This is a genomic window from Nocardioides sp. (assembly GCF_036503465.1).
Classification (GTDB): domain Bacteria; phylum Actinomycetota; class Actinomycetes; order Propionibacteriales; family Nocardioidaceae; genus Nocardioides.
This window is the reverse complement of sequence record NZ_DASXWU010000091.1, coordinates 1-21,471: the sequence shown is the minus strand read 5'-3', so window position 1 is coordinate 21,471 and position 21,471 is coordinate 1. Positions and strand designations below refer to the sequence as shown.

Sequence of the window (21,471 nt, the reverse complement as noted above, 5' to 3'; positions counted from 1 at the left end):
ACCCAGCGCCAGCATGATCAGCATCACCAGGGCGAGCTGGGTGTCCGCGCTGATCGTCGACAGCAGGAGCAGGGCCACCGCGGCCAGCGCGGAGCCGAAGATCGGGAAGGCCCGGATGCGGCCGGTGCGCGAGATCACCTGTCCGGAGATGATCGAGGCGCTCATCATCCCGACCACCATCGGCAGCATCAGGAAGCCCGACCTCATCGGCGAGGCGCCATGCACGATCTGCATGTAGAGCGGCAGCACCAGGATCCCGCCGAACAGCGCCATGCCGGTGATCACGTTGGCGGCGATGCCCACCGCGACCGGCCGGATCGAGAACATCCGGAGCGGGATCATCGCGTGCTCGCTCATGCGTCGCTCCGCGGCGTAGAACGCACCGAGCCCGATCGCACCGATCACGTAGCAGACCATGGCGCGGCCCGAGGCCCAGCCCCAGTCGCGGCCCTGCTCGGCCACGGTCAGCAGCGGTACCAGAGCGACCACCAGGGTCACCGCACCCCACCAGTCGATGCGTGCCTCGCGGCGCTCGTGGTGGACGTGGAGGGTGCGGTAGACGACGAACAGCGCGGCGATGCCGATCGGCACGTTGACCAGGAACACCCAGCGCCACCCGGTCAGGCCGAGGATCGCCGAGCGGTCGGCGAAGAACCCGCCGATCACCGGCCCGAGCACGCTCGACGTACCGAAGGTCGCCATGAAGTAACCGGTGTAGCGGGCGCGCTCGCGCGGCGACACGATGTCACCGATGATCGCGAGCACCAGCGTGAAGAGACCGCCGGCACCGATGCCCTGGACGGCGCGGAACGCCGCGAGCATGTACATCGAGGTCGCGAACGAGCAGAGCGCAGATCCGGCGATGAAGACCGTGATCGCGAACATGAACAGCTTCTTGCGGCCGTAGAGGTCGCCGAGCTTGCCGTAGATCGGGGTCGCGATCGTCGAGGTGATCAGGTACGCCGTGGTGACCCAGGCCTGCAGGGACAGCCCGTTGAGGTCGTCGGAGATCGTCCGGATCGCGGTCGACACGATGGTCTGGTCGAGGGCGCCCAGGAACATGCCCATCATCAGGCCGGTGATGATCGTCAGGATCTGGCGATGGCTGTACTCGCCGGACTCGGAGGGAGCCGTCGAGGGTGACGGGGAGGCTGGGGTCGACATCCGGATGAGTCTATCGGTTGCCCCAGACAACCGATCAAATCTTCTGGCCGACGAGGCGCCCTCAGCGCGAGGCCAGGTGCCCCTGACGCAACGGCCGCGCGTAACGCGTGGGCTGAGAGGCCGTCGCGCGCAGGTGGATGTTCTGCAGGAGACCGACGGCGAGCATGCCCGCGAACATCGACGACCCGCCGTACGACACGAACGGCAGGGGCACGCCGGTGACCGGCATGATGCCCAGACACATCCCGATGTTCTGGAACGCCTGGAACCCGAGCCAGCAGGCGATGCCCGCGGCGGCCACCCGTCCGAACGCGTCCGTCGAGAGCGCCGAGATCGCCAGCGCCCGCCAGATGACCAGACCGAGCAGACCGATCAGGACCGCCGCGCCGACCAGACCCAGCTCCTCCCCGGCCACGGTGAAGATGAAGTCGGTGTGCTGCTCCGGCACGAAGCCCGCCCGGGTCTGCGAGCCGTGGAAGAGTCCCTGCCCGAAGAGACCGCCGTTGCCGACGGCGATGCGCGCCTGCTCGGTGTTGTAGCCGGCGCCACGCGGGTCGAGGTCGGGGTTGGTGAAGGCCAGGAAGCGGTCGACCTGGTAGGGCTTCAGCAGGTGCCCCGCGAACGCCGCGACCCCGCCCGCCACTCCCCCGGCCAGCAGGACCGCCAGCCACCGCCGCGGAGCCCCCGCCACCGCCAGGACGCCGAACACGGTCGCCGACAGCACGAGCAGGGTGCCCAGGTCGGGCTGCAGCATGATCAGGGCCGCAGGCAAGGCCGCGATGAGCAGCATCCCTACCACCTCGATCGCGCCGACACGGGCACGCCGTCCCTCGTTGCGCTCCGCGACCAGCAACGCCATCCCGATCACCACCGCGAGCTTCGCGAACTCCGACGGCTGGATCGACATCCCGCCCACGTCGATCCACGAGCGCGAGCCGTTGATCGTGGTGCCGGCGGTCAGCACCAGCACGAGCCCCCCGATCGAGGCGAGGTAGACCAGCGGCGCCACGATCCGCACCCACCGGTGGTCGGTCGCCATCACCACGACCATCAGCACCAGCCCGATGCAGAGGTTGACCAGCTGCTTGCGGAGGTACGCCGTGGGGTCGCCGCCGGTGAGGTCGTCGCGGTGCGACGTGGCCGACCAGACGAGCAGCGTGCCGAGCACGAGAAGCCCGAGCACGGCGAGCATCAGTATCCGGTCGATGCCGGGGTGGCGCAGACGTCCGTTCACGGTTGGGCCCTCCCGAGTGAGCGGGGCTTCGGGGGCAGGATCGACCCGTCCGGCTGGAAGGACGGCAGCGCGTCGGGGGCGACGACGCCGGGGATCAGCGCGTCCTGGGTGTCCACGGTCGAGCCGTGCACGCCGTACAGCGCCTCCCAGATCTTCCGGACGTACGGACCGGAGGTGCCGGACCCGGTGCCGCCCTGGGTCACCATCATCAGCACGACGTAGTTGTCGTCGTACGACGCGACCCACGACGTCGACTGCTTGCCGTACACCTCGGCGGAGCCGGTCTTCGACCGGATGTGGATGCGGTCGAGCGGGAAGCCGATCATCTTCCACGCCATCGTCCCGGTCTTGGCGGTGCCGAGCAGCGCGTTGGTGACGTAGTCGATGCCGTGTGCCGGGTCCTTCACGTGTCCCTGCACGGTCGGCCTGAGCCGCTTCACGACCTTGCCGCTCGGGCTGACGATCGCCTTCGCGATCCGCGGCTCGTAGAGGGTGCCGCCGTTCGACAGCGCGGCGTATGCCCGGGCCAGCTGCAAAGGCGTGACCAGGGTGTCGCCCTGCCCGATCGCGAAGTTCACCGCGTCGCCGGCGCGGTAGTAGCTCCCCTCGAGGCAGAACTCGTGCGCGAACAGCTTGAGGTAGGCGCTGGTCCCAGCCGGCGGCTTCTTGTCCAGGCCGCAGTAGTAGCCCTTCATCGCCTTCCAGTAGGCGAGCTTCCAGTGCCGGTCGGCGATCCGGCCGGCGCTCTCGCCCGGCACGTCGAGCCCGGTCGGCCGCCCGAAGCCGAACGCCTTCGCCTCGTTGACCAGCGGGTCGCGGGCGTTCACGTCGGTGGGGTCGGTGCCGTACTTCTGCCAGAAGTGGTAGCCGACCCGGTAGAAGAAGGTGTCGCACGAGACCCGGAGCGCCTCGGCGAAGTCGATCATCCCGTAGGACTCCGACTCGTAGTTGTGGAAGAGCCGGTTGCCGACCTGGAACCCGGACGAGCAGTCGAGCCGGGTGCCGGGCCCCATGCCGTTGTTGAAGGCGCCGACGGTCATGATCGGCTTCCACGTCGAGCCCGGCGCGAACTGTCCCTGGTAGGCACGCGCCAGCAACGGGTCGCCCGACCGCTTCGAGTACAGCCGGTCCAGCTGCTTCTTGGTGATGCCGCCCACCCACACGCCCGGGTCGTACGTCGGCTGGCTGGCCATCGCGACCACGCGACCGGTCTTGGCCTCCAGCACGATCGCGGCACCCGAGTCGGCTCGGTAGTTGCGGTGCGTGACCGGGTCGTACGTCGCGCGCGCGGTCGTGATCGCGTCGTGCAACGCCCGTTCGGCGACACTCTGCACCCGGGCGTCGATCGAGGTGACCAGGGTGTCGCCGGGGCGGCCATCGACCTCGCCCTCCTCGCCGAGCACCCGGCCCATCGAGTCGACGGCCACCTTCTGGTAGCCCGGGCGGCCGCGCAGGTACCGGTCGTACTCCTGCTCGATCCCCGCCCTACCGACCGTGCTGGCGCCGTTCACCGAGGTGTCGTGGTCCTTCCTCGCCTGCTTGAGCTCGCCGGCGGTGATCGGGCTCAGGTAGCCGACGATGTCGGCGAGGTTCACGCCGTACGGGCTCGGGTAGGCGCGCACGCTCTGCTGCTGCGCGAGCACGGCCGGATAGTCCTCGGGCTGCTCGAGGATCCGCAGCGCGACGGACTGACGGACGTCGGTGGCGACCGGCACCGGCTGGTACGGCGAGCCGTTCCAGCAGCGCCCGCGCCGGCTGCCGGGGTCGCCGCAGGTGACCAGGGTCTGCTCGATGCGCTTCTCCGGGATGCGCACGGCGTCCGCGAGACGACGCAGCACGACCGCCCGGTCGTGGTCGGAGAGCTTGTCGAGCAGCGTGCGGTCGACCGAGACCACCCAGGCTGTGCGATTGGCGACCAGAGGCCGTCCCTGGTCGTCGACGATGAGGCCGCGCTGCGGCTGGACGACCACCTCGCGCAGCGACTGCGAGGCGGCGGCCTGACGGTAGGAGTCGCCGGAGACGACCTGCAGGTAGTAGAGGCGGGCGAAGAGCGTCGCGAACAGCGAGAAGACCAGGACCCGGACGACGATCAGGCGCAGCCGGGTGCGATCGGTGACCGGGTTCATCGCGCGCCCGCGGGCTCCAGCCGGGCCAGCAGGCGCATCACGCCCGGCAGCACCAGCGGCGTGAGCAGGACGTCCCAGAGCAGGGCCACCACGATCACCCGCGCCAGGTCGCCGAAGCTCCCGACGGCGTCGCCGAGCACGACGCCCGAGAGCGCGTAGACCGAGGTGCCGACGAACGACGCGGCGGCGACCGTCGCCACCACCGTGGTCGCCGGCGTGCGGGTGTCCTGCCGCATCAGCCCGGCGACGTACCCGACGACGACCAGGGCCAACGCCCAGCGTCCGGCGACGTGGTCGGCCGGGGGTGCGAGGTCGAGCATCAGACCGGCGAAGAAGCCCAGGGTGGCGGCGAACGCCGGACCGCGCACCAGTGCCGCGGCGACCACCACGAGCAGGCAGAAGTTGGGGACGACCCCCTCCCACGCGACGTGGGGGAAGACCGCGACCTGCAGCACGAGCGCCACCACGACCAGCGCGGCGGCGACGGCGACCCGGAGCGACCTCATCGGAGGCTCCCGTCCGCCTCGATCACACCGCGGTCGCTGCGCGTTCCGGAGGGCACGACGACGCCGACGAGGTCGAGAGCGCCGAAGTCGACGTACGGCTCGATCACGGCGCGCTGGGACGACTCGCGGAGCGAGGCGTAGACGGCGGTGACGCGGCCGATCGGGACACCCGAGACGTACGGCGCGCCTCCCTTGCTGCCCCAGGTGACGATGGTGTCGCCCTTGGCCGGCGCGTCCGCCTGGTCGACCAGCTGCAGGTCGAGGGTGCCGTGGTCGCCGAGGCCGCCGCGCCCCTTCAGGAACCCGACCTCCATCGAGGCACCGACCCGGCCGCCGACCACGGACTCGGTGTCGACGATGAGCAGGACTGTGGCGGTCGTGGCGGTGACCCGGAGGACGCGACCGACGAGACCGTCGTTGTTGAGGACCGTCTGGTCCGGCTGGACCCCGGCGTCGGAGCCGGCGTCGATGGTGACCGTGCGCGAGAACGACTGGGCCGGGCCGTAGGCCACGACGTGGGCCGGGACCAGCGCCTGGCCGAGGGTGTCGGCCGCGGAGGTGAGCCCCTGGTACTCGGCGAGCTGGTTGAGCTGGTACCGCGAGGTCGCCTGCTGCGCCTTGAGCCGGGAGTTCTCCGACCGGAGGGCGGCGATGTCGTGCTGCATCGTGCGCCTGGAGGTGAACCAGTCGCCGATCGCGGTCACCGGCCGTACGACGGACGAGGTATCGGACTCGACAGGGCCGAGCACCGACCCCATCGCGTCGCGCGCGGGCTCGAGCGGGGAGCCGGGTCCCGGGTGATGGTCGAGCGTCATCAGGGTCAGGCACGCCAGGACCAGTGCGACCATCCGGGACCGCAGCCGCGCGCGGGCCGCCCGCTCGTCGAACGTGTCCGGCCCCGGTCGCAGAGGGCGGTAGCCGCGCAGCAGACGAGGCGTACGGGCGGGCCGCGGCATCGGTCGGGGCAGGCGCATCAGAACCGCCGGCGTTCCGAGACCAGGACCTGCTGGAGCCCCTCGAACTCCTCCACGCACTTGCCAGCGCCCATCGCCACGCTCGAGAGCGGGTCCTCGGCCACGTGGACCGGCATGCCGGTCTCGTGCCGCAAGCGCTCGTCGAGGCCGCGGAGCAGCGCACCGCCGCCGGTGAGGACGATGCCGCGGTCCATGATGTCGCCGGCCAGCTCGGGGGGCGTCTGGTCGAGCGTGGTCCGGACGGCGTCGATGATCGCGTGCAGGGGCTCCTCGAGCGCCTTGCGGACATCGGCGCTGGAGACGACGACCGACCGGGGCAGGCCACTGATCATGTCGCGTCCGCGGATCTCGGCCTCGGGCTCGTCGTGGGTCGGGAACGCCGACCCCAGGGTCATCTTCACCTCCTCGGCGGTCCGCTCGCCGAGCATGAGGCTGTACTCCTTCTTCATCCAGGCCACGATCGCGGCGTCGAGGTCGTCGCCGGCGGTGCGGATGGAGATGCTGGTGACCACGCCGCCGAGGGAGATCACGGCGACCTCGGTGGTGCCGCCGCCGACGTCGACGACCATGTTCCCGGCCGCCTGGTGGACCGGGAGCCCGGCGCCGATCGCGGCCGCCATCGGCTCCTCGATGATGTAGACCTTGCGGGCGCCTGCCTGGTATCCCGCCTCCTTCACCGCCCGCTGCTCGACGGCGGTGATCCCGCTCGGCACGCAGATCACCATCCGCGGCTTGGCCAGGTAGCGGCGGCGATGCACCTGTTGGATGAAGAACCGGAGCATCTGCTCGGTGGCCTCGAAGTCGGCGATCACGCCGTCCTTCATCGGCCGGAGGGCGGTGATGTTGTCCGGCGTACGCCCGATCATCCGCTTGGCCTCGTGGCCGACGGCGAGCACCTCGCCGGTGGTGTCGTTGAGGGCGACGACGCTCGGCTCGTCGAGCAGGATCCCGCGGCCGCGCACGTAGACCAGCGTGTTGGCGGTCCCGAGGTCGACCGCCATGTCGCGGCCGATGATGCTGTTCGCCATGCGCAGTGCCTCGCAGGTTCGCGTTGTCTGGGGAAGGGGCGGGGGCACACGCCTGCGTCCCCGCGGACCGGCCTGCCCGTCCTGGCCTCCAGCGCGGCACGACGACCCGTCAGCAGGTTAAGAGCGGGTCAGGCCTCTCCCGGGCAGACACACCGGGGTGACCTGCGGGTTTGTCAGCGGATGCTGAGCCGGTGGTTGAGGAGCGAGCGCTGCCGGCCTCTCGAAACCACCGTGACAGTGGCGAAGCCCCAGGCACCGTCACCGGGTATCGAGACGCGTCGCTCAGCCCCTCATCCCTGGGTCCGAGCCGAACGCTCCTCGACCTCCCGCCCTGCCCGGGCAGTTCGCAAGCTCACTCCCCGGGGCGTGAGAACCAGATCTTGATCTCGCGCTCGGCGGACTCGACCGAGTCGGAGCCGTGCACGAGGTTCTGCAGGACCGCGAGGCCCCAGTCGCGGCCGAGGTCGCCACGGATCGTGCCGGGCAGGGCGGCCGTGGGGTCGGTGGCACCGGCGAGGGCACGGAAGCCCTCGACCACGCGCTCGCCTTCGACGACCATCGCGGCGACGGGTCCCGAGAGCATGAACTCGACCAGCGGCTCGTAGAACGGCTTGCCCTCGTGCTCGGCGTAGTGCTCGGCGAGCACGTCGCGGGTCGCGTCGCGCAGCTCGAGCCGGACCAGCCGGTAACCCTTGGCCTCGATCCGCCGGATCACCTCACCGGTGAGGCCACGGCGTACGCCGTCGGGCTTGACCAGGACCAGCGTGCGCTCCATGGGCGGCACCCTATCCAGGCTCACCAGTCCGCGAGTCGGCGCCGTACGTCGTCGGGGACCGGCCCGTCGCCTTCGGGCTGGGGGATCCCGGCCCGGACCGCCAGCGGGACCACGCCCGCCCAGCGCCCGGTCGCGACGTCCGCGGCGTCGTCGTTGGCCCCGCCGGAGCGGACCTTCACCGACGCCTCCGCCAGCGGGACGGCGAGGACGGTCGTCGCGGCGAGCTCCTTGGCGGTGTTGGCGCGCAGCGTCGCCGACCGACCCGGCACCACGTGGTCGACGATCAGTCGCAGCGCGTGGTCGCGCTCGACGGGGTCGTCGACCCGGCGGGCGGCGCCGTACACCACGGCGGAGCGGTAGTTCATCGAGTGGTTGAACGCCGCCCGCGCGAGCACGGCGCCGTCGACCAGGGTGAAGGTCGCGCACACGGTCTGTCCCGGCGCCTGGAGCAGCCACGGGGCCGCGACCGAGCCGTGAAGGTAGAGCGTGCCGCCCTCGTCCGGTCCGTCCGGGTCGGCGGCGTGGATCGACGGCAGCACGACCGGCTCGCCGTCGCGGACGAGGCCGACGTGGCAGACCAGCGCCTCGCCGATGATGGCGAACAGGTCGGCGCGGTCGTCGCTCCCCCGCTCGCGGTGTCTTGTGAGCCGGGTCCGCGCGGTTTGCGACAGGGTCGGCGACAGGGTCTCGCTCATGGACCTATGCTCACCGAGAAGTGGCCTGCCGACACGAGCCACTTCTGCCCCGAACAGACAGGACACTCGTGGTCACCAGCGCGCCGCTCCCGATCAGTCTCGACCGGAGCTCGCGCGTCCCGCTCGCCCGACAGCTCGCGGCCGGTGTCCGCGACCAGGTCGTCTCAGGAGCGCTGCCGGTCGGTCGTCGGCTCCCCAGCACCCGGGCGCTGGCGACCGACCTCGGCGTGTCGCGGAGCGTCTCCGAGCAGGCCTACGACCAGCTCTCGGCCGAGGGGTGGCTCACGGGCCGACGCGGCTCCGGGACGTACGTCGCGGCCGGGGCCTCGGCCCGCCCACGCCACCGCCCTAGGAGGCAGCGTGTCGAGGAGCCGGGTCTGCTCCGCCTCGACACCGGGACGCCGTGGATCGACCCCCGGCACCGGGCCGCCTGGCGACGGGCGTGGCGGGAGGTCTCGGTCGCCACGCCTCCTCGGGGGTACGACGACCCGGCCGGCACCCCGGAGCTCCGCGCCGAGCTGGCCGGCCATCTCGCCCGCACTCGAGGGCTCACCTGCCACCCCGACGAGATCCTGGTGACGACCGGCACGATCGGCGGCCTCACCCAGGTGCTGACCGCCCTCCCGCCGGGCCCGGTCGCCCACGAGGACCCGGGCTACCGCGCGGCGGCCGAGGCGATCCGGTCGGGCGGGCGAGAGATCCGCGACCTGCCGGGGGCCGAGCCGGTGACCGACCTCGGCGGCTGCGTGGCGGCGTACGTCACTCCGGCGCACCAGCATCCCCTCGGCCCCGTGATGTCGGGCGCCGACCGCCTGGGCCTGCTCGCCGCCGCCCGAGGCGCCGGAGCGGTGGTGATCGAGGACGACTTCGACTCGGAGTTCCGCTACGACGTCGCCCCGGTCCCCGCCCTCGCAGCCCTCGACCGGGACGCGGTCGCGTATCTCGGCACCGCCAGCAAGTCGGTCGCGCCGAGCATGCGGCTCGGCTGGCTCGTCGCTCCCCCCGCCCTGCACCACACGATCCTCGAACGTCGGGAGGTCACCCACGACACCGCCCCCTGGCCGGTGCAGCGGGCCTTCGTCTCCCTGCTGCGCGACGGGTACGTCGACCAGGTCGTCCGCTCGGCCCGCCGGGTCTACGCCGCCCGCGCCGAGCGTGTACTCGCGGCGCTCGACGGCCGGGCCGAGCCGATCCGGCCGGTGGCCGGGATGTACGCGACCGTCCCGCTCCCCCAGGCGACCGCCCTCCGGGTCGCCGAGTGCGCACGCGCGGCCGGCTTCGAGGTGCCGCTCCTGAGCGACTACTGCCGGACCGCGCGTCTCACCGGCGTGATCATCGGCTTCGGCGGGTGCACCGACGCCGAGCTGGACCAGGCCCTGGCCGCGATCGTGCGGGCCCTTGGCTAGTGGGTGCGCCCGGTGTCGTACGCCGCATAGGCCTCGGCCCGCTCGCGCTCGATCTTGCGGCCCAGGAAGTACGCCGTGCCCCACAGCAGGGCGAAGATCGCGCCGAGCACGAACATCATCGGCACCACGAAGCCGAGCCCGATCGCCGCGACCTGGACGACCCACCCCACGGCGTACGCCGCCTCCCAGCGGAGCAGCCCGGCGAGCAGCAGGCAGGCGATACAGAGCCCGAGGCCGACCGCGCACGCCGTACGCCACGGGACGTCGGCCAGGTTGATCATCACCGGCGTGGTCAGGGCGAGGACGATGGCCTCCAGCGACAGGATCGCCGCACACATCCCGCGCTTCGGGGAGCGTTCCGGCTGCGCCGACGAGCGGTCAGCCACTGCGCCCGTCCCCCTCGGCCCTGCGCTCCCGGCGGCGGAGCAGGGCACGCGCCTCCCCGACGGTGACGACGGAACCCGTGACCAGCACCGCTCCGGATCCGATCGAGGTGCCGACGGCCTCTCCCGCCTCTGCCAGCGTGGTGGCCTCGTCGATCGCGTCGGCGAGGTGCGGCGACACCGACACCCGGTCCTCGCCGAACACCTCGCGCGCCGTCGCGGCGAGCTCGACGGCGGGCAGCGCCCGGGCGGTGGAGTTCTGGGTGCAGACCACGTGCGCGAGGTGCGGCTCGAACGCGGCCAGCACGGCCTCGTACTCCTTGTCGGACATCACCCCGACGACCCCGATCAGGGGGGAGAAGGCGAACGAGTCCTCGAGGGCGGCCGCGGCGGTCTCGGCTCCGTGCGGGTTGTGCGCGGCGTCGAGCAGGATCATCGGGCTGCGACGGATGATCTCGAGCCGGCCCGGGGAGGTGACCCGCGCGAAGGCGTCACGGACCAGGTCGGCATCCAGCGGACGGTCGCCGGCGAAGGCCTCGACCGCGGCCAGGGCGGCGGCGGCGTTCTGCGCCTGGTGGGCGCCGTAGAGCGGCAGGAACACCTCGCCGTACTCCGCCCGCAGCCCCTTCAGGGTCAGGAGCTGTCCGCCGACCGCCGGCACCCGGGACAGGACGCCGAACTCGAGTCCCTCCCGCACCGGCGTCGCCCCCACATCGGCGCAGCGCCGGAGGAGGACCTCGGCCGGCCCGGGTAGCTGCTCGGCGAGCACGGCGGTTGCGCCGGGCTTGATGATCCCGGCCTTCTCGATCGAGATCTCCTCGACGGTCGTCCCGAGATACCGGGCGTGGTCGACGGCGATCGGCGTGACGACGGCGACGGCGCCGTCGGCGACGTTCGTGGCGTCCCAGAGCCCACCCATCCCGACCTCGACCACCGCGACGTCGACCGGCGCGTCGGCGAACGCGGCGTAGGCCATCCCGACGATGGTCTCGAAGAAGCTCAGGGGGTGCGGCTGGGAGGCGTCGACGAGATGCGTGTACGGCGCGACGTCGTTGAAGGCGCGGACGAACTCCTCGTCGGTCAGCGGCTCGCCGTCGACGCAGATGCGTTCGTTGATGCGCTCGAGGTGCGGGCTGGTGAACCGCCCGGTGCGCAGGTCCAGGGCACGCAACAGCGTGTCGATCATCCGGCTGGTGGAGGTCTTGCCGTTGGTGCCGGTCAGGTGGACGACCGGGTAGGCGCGCTGGGGGTCGCCGAGGAGCTCGGTGAAGGCCCGGATCCGGTCGAGAGAGGGCTCGAGCCGGGTCTCCGGCCAGCGGGACTGGAGGGCGTCCTCGACCTCCACGAAGGTCTCGGCGAGACGCGCCTGGGGTTGCTCGCTCATGTCGCTGCCGAGTCTAGGGACGGCTCACTCCACGCGCAGATTCGCCATGTCGACGAGGGGGCGGTAGCCGATCGCCTCGTAGATCTTGTTCGAGGTCGGGTTGGCCTGGTCGGTGAACAGACACGGCCTCTCACCGCTGTCGCGGAGCAGCTTCGACACGGCGTACACGGCGGCGCTTGCGTAGCCGCGTCCCCGCTGCTCCTTCGGTGTGTAGACCGGTCCGATCCGGGAGACGCCGTACGCCGGCATGGTCGCGGCCGTGACGTTGACCGGGGTGTCGTCCTCGTCGGCCCAGACGAAGACGCGCCCGGTCCCGATCCGCCGCGCCAGCTCCTCGTCCGTGGGCGACTCGTGCGGCGACTCCCCCGGCTCGCGGCCGGCCTGCTCGTCGGCGTCGACCATGAAGGCGGCGTACCAGGAGCCGATCAGCGGTTGCTCGTCGAGCCGCCCCGGCCGGAGCCGGCCGGCCGTGGGCCGCGGCTCGACGAGGTCGCCGAGCTCGAAGAGCCGCGTGTGCTGGCCGATCTTCGCCTGCTTCCCGGTCGCGGCGGCCATGTCCTCGCAGAACACCTGCACCGACGGCAGCGCGCCGTTCGCCCCGAGCACGGGCTCGTCGCGAGCGAGCAGGGTCTTCGACAGCAGGTGCACGGCCTCGTCCGGCATCGGCATCAGGTACGCCGGGTACTCACCGAACGGCGCGGTCCGCATCGCCGTCCCGACGATGTCGTTGCCGTCGAGCACGACCACGAACCAGCACGGCACGCCCTCTGGCCAGGCGACGCCGGCCTCCCGCTGCTCCCGGATACGTTCGGCCACGCCGGCGATCACCGTGCTCAGCACCGGCTGCCCCGCAAGCACCTCGCCCGCCATGGTCAGGAAGTCCTCGGGGTGGTCGAAGAAGCGCAGCTCCATGCACAGACGCTAGGCGACGCCGCGACGCACGACCACCGCGTTTCACACGGCCCGCCGCTCGACGACAGGATGGGCTCGTGACCGACGCCGCTGACGTTCTGCCGGCCTGGCGTCGCTGCACGCGCGCCGACGCACCACTACTCGCCGAGTCCGGCACCGAACCCGTGGCGTACGTCGTGTGGCGCCACGATCCCGACCACGGCGACGTCTAGGTCCGGCAGTTCTACGTCGCTCGCACCCACCGCGGTCGCGGCCTCGGTCGCCGCCTGTTCGAGCAGGCCGTGCCCTGCAGCCGCCTCATGCGCCGGAAGCACGCGGTAGTCGCTGACCGCGGAAGTGTGCAGTCCCCCGGCGCGGCATCGTCGCGGCCGATTCACGCCCGGGCGTAAACCAGTTGACCGGCCGACCCGGACGGAGTGGGATCACCTCCGATGTAGTGGGATCGTTCGGTCGACCGAAGGAGGAGAGATGTCCGTCTGTCTGAAGTTCTCTGCTCCGAAAGGGTCGCTTTCTTGGTTTTCGCACGCTCGTTCCGGTGTGGTCACTGCGGCGTAGCCGTCTCGCTCGACGCGCCCGGAACATCCCATCGCAATCACTGCCCGAGCTGTCTCTGGTCTCGCCACCTCGATCGCAACGCACCGGGAGACCGGCAGGCCAAGTGCCCCGGCGGCATGGAGCCGATCGCAGTCACCGTTCGCGGCGAGGGCCACTGGGTCCTCGTTCACCGGTGTCTGGACTGCGGCCGCCTGCGGCTCAACCGCACGGCCGGTGACGACAACGTCCTGGCGTTGATGCGGCTCGCGGCGCTCCCCCTGACGATGCCGCCCATGCCGCTCCACGGTGTTTAGCTCGAACGCCCGCAGTCGCCGACTCAGGTCCGGCACGCCACGCCGAACGGTCGCCGCGTTGGGGACGCTCGAGCCCCCGGCCGCCGACGCCGGGGAGAACGGTGACCCACCACCGGCCGTTCGCCGAAGGACGTGGCAGTTCCGGCAGGCCAAACCGGTTTTCGACCCCGCGGCGCTCCTCCATAGACTTTCGGGCATGACCCAGACCCAGCCGAACGTGTCCACGACGACGCCGCGCCGGTCGGCCGTCGTCGTACCGGACAAGCCGGCGCTCGAGGGTCTCGAGGACAAGTGGTCCAAGCAGTGGGAGGCCGACCAGACCTACGCCTTCGACAGGACCAAGTCGCGCGCGGAGATCTACGCGATCGACACCCCGCCGCCGACGGCATCGGGGACCCTCCACTTCGGCAGTGTCTGCTCCTACACCCAGAAGGACCTCATCGCGCGCTACCAGCGGATGCGCGGCAAGGAGGTCTTCTACCCGATCGGCTGGGACGACAACGGCCTGCCCACCGAGCGCCGGGTGCAGAACTTCTTCGGCGTCCGCTGTGACCCGTCGGTCCCGTACGACGCGGACTTCACGCCGCCGGATAAGCCCGACCCGAAGCGCCAGGTGCCGATCGGCCGGCAGAACTTCATCGAGCTCTGCGAGCGGCTGACGGCCGAGGACGAGGTCGCCTTCGAGGCGCTCTTCCGCCAGGTCGGCCTGTCGGTGGACTGGAACTACCTCTACCGCACCATCGGCGAGGACTGCCGCATCACGTCACAGCGCATGTTCCTGCGCAACCTGCGGCGCGGCGAGGCCTACCTCCAGGAGTCACCCACCCTCTGGGACATCACGTTCCAGTCGGCGGTCGCCCAGGCTGAGCTCAAGGCCCAGGAGTATCCCGGGCACTACTACCGGGTCGCCTTCCACGGGGTCCCGACAGGCTCGACCGACGAAGCCCGCTCGGCCGACGAGCGCGTCTGGATCGAGACCACCCGGCCCGAGCTCATCCCTGCGGTCGTCGCGCTGATCGCCCACCCGGACGACGAGCGCTACCAGCCGCTGTTCGGTACGACGGTGACGAGCCCGGTCTTCGGCGTCGAGATCCCCGTCCTCGCCCACCCGGCGGCGGAACCGGACAAGGGCGCCGGCATCGCCATGTGCTGCACCTTCGGCGACCTGACCGACGTCCAGTGGTGGCGCGAGCTCCAGCTGCCGGTCCGCACCGTGATCCGTCGCGACGGGCGGCTCCAGGCTGAGACCCCGGAGTGGCTGGCCGGCGAGCAGGCGTCGACGGCGTACGCCGCGATGGCCGGCAAGACGACGTTCTCCGCCCGCGGGGCGATGGTCGGGCTCCTCCGCGAGTCCGGCGACCTCGACGGCGAGCCGAAGCCGACGATGCGGATGACCAACTTCTACGAGAACGGCGACAAGCCGCTCGAGATCGTCTCGACCCTGCAGTGGTACATCCGCAACGGCGGCCGCGACGAGGACCTCCGTGCGGCCCTGGTCGAGCGTGGCAACGAGATCTCCTGGACGCCGGCCTACATGCACCACCGCTACACCAACTGGGTGGAGGGCCTGAACGGCGACTGGCTGATCAGCCGACAGCGGTACTTCGGCGTCCCCTTCCCGGTCTGGTACCCGCTCGACGCCGAGGGCGAGCCCCTGCACGACCAGCTGATAGCGGCGTCCGAGGACACCCTCCCGATCGACCCCTCGCAGGACGTCCCGCCCGGGTACGACGAGTCGCAGCGCGGTCAGCCGGGCGGGTTCGTCGGCGACCCCGACGTGATGGACACCTGGGCGACCAGCTCACTGACCCCCCAGATCGCGGGGGGTTGGGAGCGCGACCCCGACCTCTGGTCGCGCGTCTATCCCATGGACCTGTGCACGCAGGCGCACGACATCATCCGCACCTGGCTGTTCTCACGCGTCGTCCGGGCGCACTTCGAGGACGGCACCGTCCCGTGGTCGCACGCGATGATCTCGGGCTTCGTCCTCGACCCCGACCGGAAGAAGATGAGCAAGTCGCGCGGCAGCGTCTCGACGCCGAGCGCACTGCTCGCGCAGTACGGCACCGACGCGATCCGCTGGCGCGCGGCGTCGCTGCGGCCGGGGCTCGACAGCGCGTTCGACGAGCACCCGCTCAAGGACGGCCGGCGCCTGGCGATGAAGATCCTGAACGCCTCGAAGTTCGTGCTCGGGAACGTCGGCGCCACCGCGCCCGATCCGGCCGCGGTCACCCAGGCCGTCGACCGGGCGCTGGTCGCCAGACTGGCCGACGTGGTCAGCCGGGCGACCACGGCGTTCGACGCTTACGACTACACCACCGCTCTGGACGCGACCCAGAAGTTCTTCTGGGAGTTCTGCGACGACTACCTCGAGCTGGTCAAGGAGCGGGCGTACGACGAGGCCGGCGGCCCTGCAACCGACTCGGCGAAGGCGACGCTCGGGCTGGCGCTCCACGTCCAGCTGCGCCTGCTCGCACCCTTCGTCCCGTTCGTGACCGAGGAGGTCTGGTCCTGGTGGCAGGAGGGCTCGGTCCACCGCTCCACCTGGCCGGAGGTCGCCGAGCTGGGCGGGGTCGAGGGTGACCCGGCGGCGCTGGACGCCGTCGCCGCAGCTCTGATCGGCCTCCGCGGCGCGAAGTCTCAGGCCAAGGTGTCCATGCGTCACGAGCTCTCGGCGGTCGAGTTCACCGGACCGCAGGCAGCACTGGAGGCCGTCCGGCAGGCCGAGGCTGACCTCGTGCGGGCCGGCCGCATCACCACGGCGCCGACCTACGTCGCCGCGGACGGCGAGCTCGCGGTGTCGGCCACGGTGGCCGCGGAGGACTGACACGACGGCTCAGGAGTGCCGAGACCAGCCGAGGTGTCGTCCGTGGCTTCGGTGACCGTTGCTCTGCGCATGACCGTGACCGTGCCCCACCGCGCGCCAGACCGTCTGGCCGTGACCGTGGCCCGATCCGACGTGCCGGCCGCTGTCGTGGGTCGCCGGCGACGGGGCGGTCGCGTCGTGCCGGACGTGCCCTGCGTGGTGGACGGTGGTCTGGCTGTCATCAGTCCGGGCAGGGCTTCCCTCGTCGGAGCCGCCAGCCGGGTCGGCCAGCGTCACCGTCGGGTCCTGGATCTCGGAGGGGTCGGAGGTGACCTTCTGCACGAGGACCACGCCCTGCTCGACGACCTGATCGACGTGAGCAGTCACCGGACCCCACAGCGGGTCCGTGGTGGCAGGTCCGGCGACGACGGAGGCCGGCAGGTTGTCCGGGTTGAGCCATCCGGGTGCGGCCTGGCTACGTACCGAAGTCACCAGGAGGACGGCTGCGATGACGGCGATGACGACGAACGCCGCCAGTGGTCCCTTGCGATCGACGCCCACAGACGTGTGTCCCCCTCAGGACCAGTGACGGTAAGTGCGGCCGAGTCTTCCCGACGGGTGGGCGTCGCCGGTCGTCCGCTCCGGGAAATGGCCGGAAAGGACTAGTCGCCGCTAGTCCCGGAGGACCAGCCCGCAAGCGGCGTGGCTCACGCGGACTTGCGCTTCTTCGCCTCGGACTCGCGGGGCAGCAGAGTGGGCGCGACGTCGGCGATCACGACCTCCTCGGTGACCACGACCTTGCCGATGTCGTCGCGGGACGGTACGTCGTACATCACGTGGAGGAGGACCTCCTCCAGGATCGCCCGGGCGCCGCGGGCACCGGTGCCGCGCTCGAGGGCCTTCGTGGCGACCGCACGGATGGCGTCGTCGGTGAACTCCAGCTCGACGTCGTCGAGCTCGAAGAGTTTCTGGTACTGCTTGACGAAGGCGTTGCGCGGCACCGTCAGGATCTCCATCAGCGCGTCAACGTCGAGCTTGTTGACGGTGGCGATCATCGGAAGCCGGCCGATGAACTCGGGGATCAGGCCGAACTTGGTGAGGTCCTCGGGTCGGACCTGCGCGAGCAGGTCGTCGGCGTCGCGCTCCTCGGAGCCCTTGACCTCGGCGGTGAAGCCGAGGGTCTTCTTGCCGACGCGCTGCTCGATGATGTGCTCGAGCCCGGCGAAGGCACCGCCCACGATGAACAGGATGTTCGTGGTGTCGATCTGGATGAACTCCTGATGGGGGTGCTTGCGGCCACCCTGCGGCGGCACCGAGGCCGTGGTGCCCTCGATGATCTTCAGCAGCGCCTGCTGGACGCCCTCGCCGGAGACGTCGCGGGTGATCGAGGGGTTCTCCGCCTTCCGGGCCACCTTGTCGATCTCGTCGATGTAGATGATCCCGGTCTCGGCCTTCTTCACGTCGTAGTCGGCGGCCTGGATCAGCTTGAGCAGGATGTTCTCGACGTCCTCACCGACGTAGCCGGCCTCGGTGAGCGCGGTGGCGTCGGCGATCGCGAACGGCACGTTGAGCATCCGGGCCAGGGTCTGGGCGAGATAGGTCTTGCCGCAGCCGGTGGGGCCGATCACCAGGATGTTGGACTTGGCGACCTCGACGGCCTCGTCCTTGGCGTGCTTGGCGGTGGTCGGCTGGAGGCCCGCCTGGACCCGCTTGTAATGGTTGTAGACCGCGACCGCGAGCGTCTTCTTCGCGCGCTCCTGGCCGATCACGTAGGAGTTGAGGAACTCGAAGATCTCCCGGGGCTTGGGCAGCTCGTCGATGCTGACCTCACTGCCCTCGGCGAGCTCCTCCTCGATGATCTCGTTGCAGAGGTCGATGCACTCGTCACAGATGTAGACGCCGGGGCCCGCGATGAGCTTCTTGACCTGCTTCTGACTCTTCCCGCAGAACGAACACTTCAGCAGGTCGCCTCCGTCACCGATACGTGCCACGGGCGGTCATCCTCCGGTTCGGCCGGCTTGTGCCGGTGTCGTTCTCTGCTGGGCGAGGGCGATCCCTTCGACGGTACCTTGTCGGCGCCGCCTTGGCAGGACCCCATACGCGATCTTTGCCTGGCGGCCGGTCCTGGGTGGGGCCGACGCGCCGGGCCGGGTCAGGCGAGCGCCGGAACTCCGGCGCGCGAGCTCAGGACGGCGTCGACGAGGCCGTACTCGACCGCCTGCTCGGCGGTGAGGATCTTGTCGCGCTCGATGTCACGGCTCACCTCGGCCTGGTCCTTGCCGGACGCGTCCGCGATCATCCTCTCCAGCAGCTCGCGCATCCGGATGATCTCGTTGGCCTGGATCTCCAGGTCGGAGATCTGGCCGCCGGTGCCCTCGGTGTAGGGCTGGTGGATCAGGATCCGGCTGTTCGGCAGCGCGAGCCGCTTGCCCGGCGTCCCGGCGGCGAGGAGCACGGCCGCGGCGGAGGCGGCCTGGCCCAGGCAGACGGTCTGGACGTCGGGCTTGATGAACTTCATGGTGTCGTAGATCGCCGTCAGCGCGGTGAACGAGCCACCGGGGCTGTTGATGTAGATCTGGACGTCCTGATCGGGGTTCATCGACTCCAGGCACAGCAGCTGTGCCATCACGGCGTTGGCGACGTCGTCGGAGATCGGGGTGCCGAGGAAGATGATGCGGTCCTCGAAGAGCTTGCCGTAGGGGTCGATCCGGCGGAAGCCGTACGACGTCCGCTCCTCCCACTGCGGGATGTAGTAGTTCATGCGGTGTCCTCTCGTGCCTGTCGGCGGGCGGTGTCAGCGAGCCAGGTCAGCGGGCCGGCCGACCCTCGTCGGCCGCCTCGGCGGCGCTGGTGATCACGTGGTCGATGAAGCCGTACTCCAGCGCCTGCTGGGGCGTGAACCAGCGGTCACGGTCGGAGTCGAGCTCGATCTGCTCGAGCGACTGGCCGGTGTGGAGGGCCTGGAGCTCGGTGAGCTGCTTCTTCAGCAGGAGGCTCTGCTCGGCCTGGATCTTGATGTCGGACGCCGAGCCGCCGATGCCGCCACTGGGCTGGTGCATCATGATCCGCGCGTGGGGCAGGGCGTAGCGCTTGCCCTTGGCGCCGGCACACAGCAGGAACTGCCCCATGGACGCCGCCAGCCCCATCCCGACCGTGGCGACGTCGTTGGGGATGTAGTTCATCGTGTCGTAGATCGCCATGCCGGCGTCGACGGACCCGCCCGGGCTGTTGATGTGCAGGAAGATGTCCGCCTGCGGGTCCTCGGCCGACAGCAGCAGCAGCTGGGCGCAGATCGCGTTGGCGTTCTGGTCGCGCACCTCGGAGCCGAGGAAGATGATCCGCTCCTTGAGCAGCCGCTGGTAGATGTGGTCGTCGAGGCCGTAGCCCGCCCCGCCGTTCTGCGCGCGGGGCTGCGAGGTCTGGGACGAGGACGAGTAGTCGTTCACGTCAGCGACCCTAGCGGGAGCGACCGACGCTTCCACGCGGGACGGGGCACTGTTCGCCGACAGCGGAAGCCCGCCGGGGACTCAGGCCTCGGCCGGCTCCTCGGCGGTCTCGGCCGTGTCCGCGGTCGGGTCCGCCTCCGCCTCGGCGGGGTCACCGAGCGTTCCGTCGGGCCGCAGGTTCTTCAGGTCGACGACGTTGCCGGAGGTGTCGGTCACGGTGGCGCTCTCCACGATCTGGGCGAGCGCCTTGCCCCGACGGATCTCGGCGACCAGCTCGGGGATGTGGTTGTGCTCCAGCATGTGGTTGGCGAACTCCTGCGGGTCCTGACCGGACTGCTGGGCGCGGCGCACCATGTGCTCGGTGAGCTCGGTCTGGTCGACACCCACCTCGAGGTCGTTGGCGACCTTGTCGAGGACGAACTGCGCGGCCACGGCGTCGCGGACCCGGCGCTCGAGGTCGGCCTCGAACTCCTCCTGGGTCTGGCCCTCGTCCTCGAGGTACTTGTCGAAGGTCAGGCCGGCGAAGGCGAGCTGCTGCTCGATGCTGCGGCGCCGCTCGGTGAGCTCGTCGTCCACGATCGACTCGGGCAGCGGGACCTCGACCTGGTCGAGCAGCCTCTCGAGCACCGCGTCGCGGGCAGCTGCGGCCTGCTCGAGTCGCTTGCCGTTGCCGAGCCGGGTGCGGACGTCCTCGGTCAGTTCCTCGGCGGTGTCGAACTCGGAGGCCAGCTGGGCGAACTCGTCGTCGTACGCCGGCAGCTCCTGCTCCTGCACCTGCGAGACCTTGACCTGGACGTCGACGTCCTGGCCGACCAGGTCGCCGCCGACGAGCTGCGAGCTGAACGTCGCGTCGTCGCCGGCGCTCAGCCCCGCCAGGGCCTCATCGAGCCCGTCCAGCATGCCGCCGCGGCCGACGCGGTAGGACATGCCGGTGACCTCGGCGCCCTCGACGGGCTCGCCGTCGCGGGTCGCGACCAGGTCGATGGTCACGAAGTCGCCCTCGGCCGCGGGCCGGTCGACGTCGTTCAGGGTGCCGAACCGCTCGCGGAGCGCTTCGACCTGCTCGTCCACGTCGTCGTCGGTCACGGCCACGTCGTCGACCTCGGCGCTGAGCCCGTGCCAGTCGGGCACCGTGATCTCGGGTCGTACGTCGACCTCGGCGGTGAACTCGATCGCCTCGTTGTCGTCGATGCGGGTCACCTCGACCTCGGGCTGCGCCAGCGGCTGGAGGTCGTGGGTCTGCAGCGCCTCGACGTACTTCTGCGGCACGACCTCGTTGATCGCCTCCTGCAGGACGGTGCCGCGGCCGACCTGGCGGTCGATCACCATCGGGGGCACCTTGCCGCGGCGGAAGCCCGGCACGTTGATCTGCTGGGCGATGGACTTGTAGGCCTTGTCGAGGCTCGGCTTGAGCTCCTCGAAGGGCACCTCGACGGTCAGCTTGGCCCGGGTGGGGCCCAAGGTCTCGACGGCGCTCTTCACTGCTGTTCTCCTCGCATGCTGGGTTGGCGGCGGCGTGCACACACGCGCGTCGACCCCGGTCGTCACAGAGTGTTCGCGACAGAGGGCGGGCGAGGTGCGGGGAAGCCGCTCGCACGGCGCCTCCCAGCGTAGGGCAACGCCCAGAACCCGCCTAACCGAGCGAGGCTGCCAGACCGGTCCCGTCAGGGCCCACGCGGCGGAGCAGCTCATCCATCCCGACGGGCTCGCTGACCAGGTGTCCCTGCACGAGGCTGACCCCGGCCCGCCGGGCGGCGAGCTGCTGCTCGGGCGTCTCGATGCCC

20 protein-coding genes and 1 pseudogene are annotated in these 21,471 nt (G+C 70.8%); 5 read left to right on the top strand and 16 right to left on the bottom strand.

Annotation, left to right across the window (positions count from 1 at the left end):
* The 8 genes from VGK78_RS16740 to VGK78_RS16705 all read right to left on the bottom strand — a co-directional run.
* On the bottom strand, positions 1-1,164 hold a 1,164-nt coding region (locus VGK78_RS16740; protein ID WP_331528863.1), incomplete at its 3' end, for an MFS transporter.
* A gap of 61 nt (positions 1,165-1,225) precedes the next feature.
* On the bottom strand, positions 1,226-2,398 hold the full coding sequence (gene rodA, locus VGK78_RS16735; RefSeq protein ID WP_331528862.1) for a rod shape-determining protein RodA: 1,173 nt from the start codon (positions 2,396-2,398) through the stop codon (positions 1,226-1,228).
* Positions 2,395-4,524 carry a penicillin-binding protein 2 gene (mrdA, locus tag VGK78_RS16730; RefSeq protein ID WP_331528861.1) on the bottom strand — a complete coding sequence of 710 codons (2,130 nt, stop codon included), beginning with the start codon at positions 4,522-4,524 and terminating at the stop codon, positions 2,395-2,397. Before mrdA ends, rodA begins: the two co-directional genes overlap by 4 nt.
* Entirely contained in the window at positions 4,521-5,030 is a 510-nt protein-coding gene (mreD, locus tag VGK78_RS16725) for a rod shape-determining protein MreD (protein WP_331528860.1), read from the bottom strand. The genes mrdA and mreD overlap by 4 nt, the downstream gene beginning before the upstream one ends.
* Positions 5,027-6,004 carry a rod shape-determining protein MreC gene (gene mreC, locus VGK78_RS16720; RefSeq protein WP_331528859.1) on the bottom strand — a complete coding sequence of 326 codons (978 nt, stop codon included), beginning with the start codon at positions 6,002-6,004 and terminating at the stop codon, positions 5,027-5,029. The genes mreD and mreC overlap by 4 nt, the downstream gene beginning before the upstream one ends.
* The gene (locus tag VGK78_RS16715; RefSeq protein WP_331528858.1) at positions 6,004-7,032 is read right to left on the bottom strand and encodes a rod shape-determining protein; all 1,029 of its coding nucleotides are present in this window, start codon (positions 7,030-7,032) and stop codon (positions 6,004-6,006) included. The genes mreC and VGK78_RS16715 overlap by 1 nt, the downstream gene beginning before the upstream one ends.
* 352 nt (positions 7,033-7,384) lie before the next feature.
* Positions 7,385-7,807, bottom strand: a complete 423-nt coding sequence (gene ndk, locus VGK78_RS16710) for a nucleoside-diphosphate kinase (protein ID WP_331528857.1) — start codon at positions 7,805-7,807, stop codon at positions 7,385-7,387.
* 20 nt (positions 7,808-7,827) lie between these two features.
* Positions 7,828-8,502 carry a pyridoxamine 5'-phosphate oxidase family protein gene (locus tag VGK78_RS16705; protein WP_331528856.1) on the bottom strand — a complete coding sequence of 225 codons (675 nt, stop codon included), beginning with the start codon at positions 8,500-8,502 and terminating at the stop codon, positions 7,828-7,830.
* A 68-nt stretch (positions 8,503-8,570) separates the two neighbouring features.
* Between VGK78_RS16705 and VGK78_RS16700 the strand changes: the two genes are divergently transcribed.
* Positions 8,571-9,908, top strand: coding sequence for a PLP-dependent aminotransferase family protein (locus VGK78_RS16700; RefSeq protein ID WP_331528855.1), 1,338 nt, complete (start codon positions 8,571-8,573; stop codon positions 9,906-9,908).
* Here VGK78_RS16700 and VGK78_RS16695 read toward each other — a convergent pair.
* The 3 genes from VGK78_RS16695 to VGK78_RS16685 are packed head-to-tail and all read right to left on the bottom strand — an operon-like array spanning position 9,905 to position 12,587.
* Positions 9,905-10,294, bottom strand: coding sequence for a DUF4233 domain-containing protein (locus tag VGK78_RS16695; protein WP_331528854.1), 390 nt, complete (start codon positions 10,292-10,294; stop codon positions 9,905-9,907). The two genes, VGK78_RS16700 and VGK78_RS16695, sit on opposite strands and share 4 nt — an antisense overlap.
* Positions 10,287-11,675, bottom strand: a complete 1,389-nt coding sequence (locus tag VGK78_RS16690; RefSeq protein WP_331528853.1) for a folylpolyglutamate synthase/dihydrofolate synthase family protein — start codon at positions 11,673-11,675, stop codon at positions 10,287-10,289. The genes VGK78_RS16695 and VGK78_RS16690 overlap by 8 nt, the downstream gene beginning before the upstream one ends.
* A 24-nt stretch (positions 11,676-11,699) precedes the next feature.
* On the bottom strand, positions 11,700-12,587 hold the full coding sequence (locus tag VGK78_RS16685) for a GNAT family N-acetyltransferase (protein WP_331528852.1): 888 nt from the start codon (positions 12,585-12,587) through the stop codon (positions 11,700-11,702).
* A gap of 77 nt (positions 12,588-12,664) precedes the next feature.
* Here VGK78_RS16685 and VGK78_RS16680 point away from each other — a divergent pair, with 77 nt between their 5' ends.
* From VGK78_RS16680 to valS, 4 genes and pseudogenes are all read left to right on the top strand, one after another.
* The gene (locus VGK78_RS16680) at positions 12,665-12,799 is read left to right on the top strand and encodes a hypothetical protein (protein ID WP_331528851.1); all 135 of its coding nucleotides are present in this window, start codon (positions 12,665-12,667) and stop codon (positions 12,797-12,799) included.
* Positions 12,800-12,811: 12 nt separating this feature from the next.
* A pseudogene (locus tag VGK78_RS20425) lies at positions 12,812-12,976 on the top strand (hypothetical protein); the annotation flags it as partial.
* Between the two features lie 123 nt (positions 12,977-13,099).
* On the top strand, positions 13,100-13,435 hold the full coding sequence (locus tag VGK78_RS16675; protein ID WP_331528850.1) for an RNHCP domain-containing protein: 336 nt from the start codon (positions 13,100-13,102) through the stop codon (positions 13,433-13,435).
* Between the two features lie 196 nt (positions 13,436-13,631).
* Entirely contained in the window at positions 13,632-16,262 is a 2,631-nt protein-coding gene (valS, locus tag VGK78_RS16670) for a valine--tRNA ligase (protein WP_331528849.1), read from the top strand.
* A 9-nt stretch (positions 16,263-16,271) separates the two neighbouring features.
* Here the strand turns inward: valS and VGK78_RS16665 are convergent, their stop codons facing one another.
* The 5 genes from VGK78_RS16665 to tig all read right to left on the bottom strand — a co-directional run bounded on the left by VGK78_RS16665 (position 16,272) and on the right by tig (position 21,169).
* Positions 16,272-16,802: a hypothetical protein gene (locus VGK78_RS16665; RefSeq protein ID WP_331528848.1), complete on the bottom strand. Its 531-nt coding sequence runs from the start codon at positions 16,800-16,802 to the stop codon at positions 16,272-16,274.
* Positions 16,803-16,948: 146 nt separating this feature from the next.
* On the bottom strand, positions 16,949-18,232 hold the full coding sequence (gene clpX / locus VGK78_RS16660) for an ATP-dependent Clp protease ATP-binding subunit ClpX (protein ID WP_331528847.1): 1,284 nt from the start codon (positions 18,230-18,232) through the stop codon (positions 16,949-16,951).
* Positions 18,233-18,393: 161 nt separating this feature from the next.
* Positions 18,394-19,002, bottom strand: a complete 609-nt coding sequence (locus tag VGK78_RS16655) for an ATP-dependent Clp protease proteolytic subunit (protein WP_331528846.1) — start codon at positions 19,000-19,002, stop codon at positions 18,394-18,396.
* 46 nt (positions 19,003-19,048) lie between these two features.
* Positions 19,049-19,687: an ATP-dependent Clp protease proteolytic subunit gene (locus VGK78_RS16650; protein ID WP_331528844.1), complete on the bottom strand. Its 639-nt coding sequence runs from the start codon at positions 19,685-19,687 to the stop codon at positions 19,049-19,051.
* A gap of 81 nt (positions 19,688-19,768) precedes the next feature.
* Positions 19,769-21,169 carry a trigger factor gene (gene tig, locus VGK78_RS16645; RefSeq protein WP_331528843.1) on the bottom strand — a complete coding sequence of 467 codons (1,401 nt, stop codon included), beginning with the start codon at positions 21,167-21,169 and terminating at the stop codon, positions 19,769-19,771.
* Positions 21,170-21,471: the final 302 nt, after the last annotated feature.

Bases quoted from the DNA above. Each gene is read 5' to 3' on its own strand.
- mrdA (WP_331528861.1), bottom strand. From the start codon at position 4,524: ATGAACCCGGTCACCGATCGCACCCGGCTGCGCCTGATCGTCGTCCGG.
- mreD (WP_331528860.1), bottom strand. From the start codon at position 5,030: ATGAGGTCGCTCCGGGTCGCCGTCGCCGCCGCGCTGGTCGTGGTGGCG.
- mreC (WP_331528859.1), bottom strand. From the start codon at position 6,004: ATGCGCCTGCCCCGACCGATGCCGCGGCCCGCCCGTACGCCTCGTCTG.
- VGK78_RS16715 (WP_331528858.1), bottom strand. From the start codon at position 7,032: ATGGCGAACAGCATCATCGGCCGCGACATGGCGGTCGACCTCGGGACC.
- ndk (WP_331528857.1), bottom strand. From the start codon at position 7,807: ATGGAGCGCACGCTGGTCCTGGTCAAGCCCGACGGCGTACGCCGTGGC.
- VGK78_RS16705 (WP_331528856.1), bottom strand. From the start codon at position 8,502: ATGAGCGAGACCCTGTCGCCGACCCTGTCGCAAACCGCGCGGACCCGG.
- VGK78_RS16690 (WP_331528853.1), bottom strand. From the start codon at position 11,675: ATGAGCGAGCAACCCCAGGCGCGTCTCGCCGAGACCTTCGTGGAGGTC.
- VGK78_RS16685 (WP_331528852.1), bottom strand. From the start codon at position 12,587: ATGGAGCTGCGCTTCTTCGACCACCCCGAGGACTTCCTGACCATGGCG.
- valS (WP_331528849.1), top strand. From the start codon at position 13,632: ATGACCCAGACCCAGCCGAACGTGTCCACGACGACGCCGCGCCGGTCG.
- VGK78_RS16655 (WP_331528846.1), bottom strand. From the start codon at position 19,002: ATGAACTACTACATCCCGCAGTGGGAGGAGCGGACGTCGTACGGCTTC.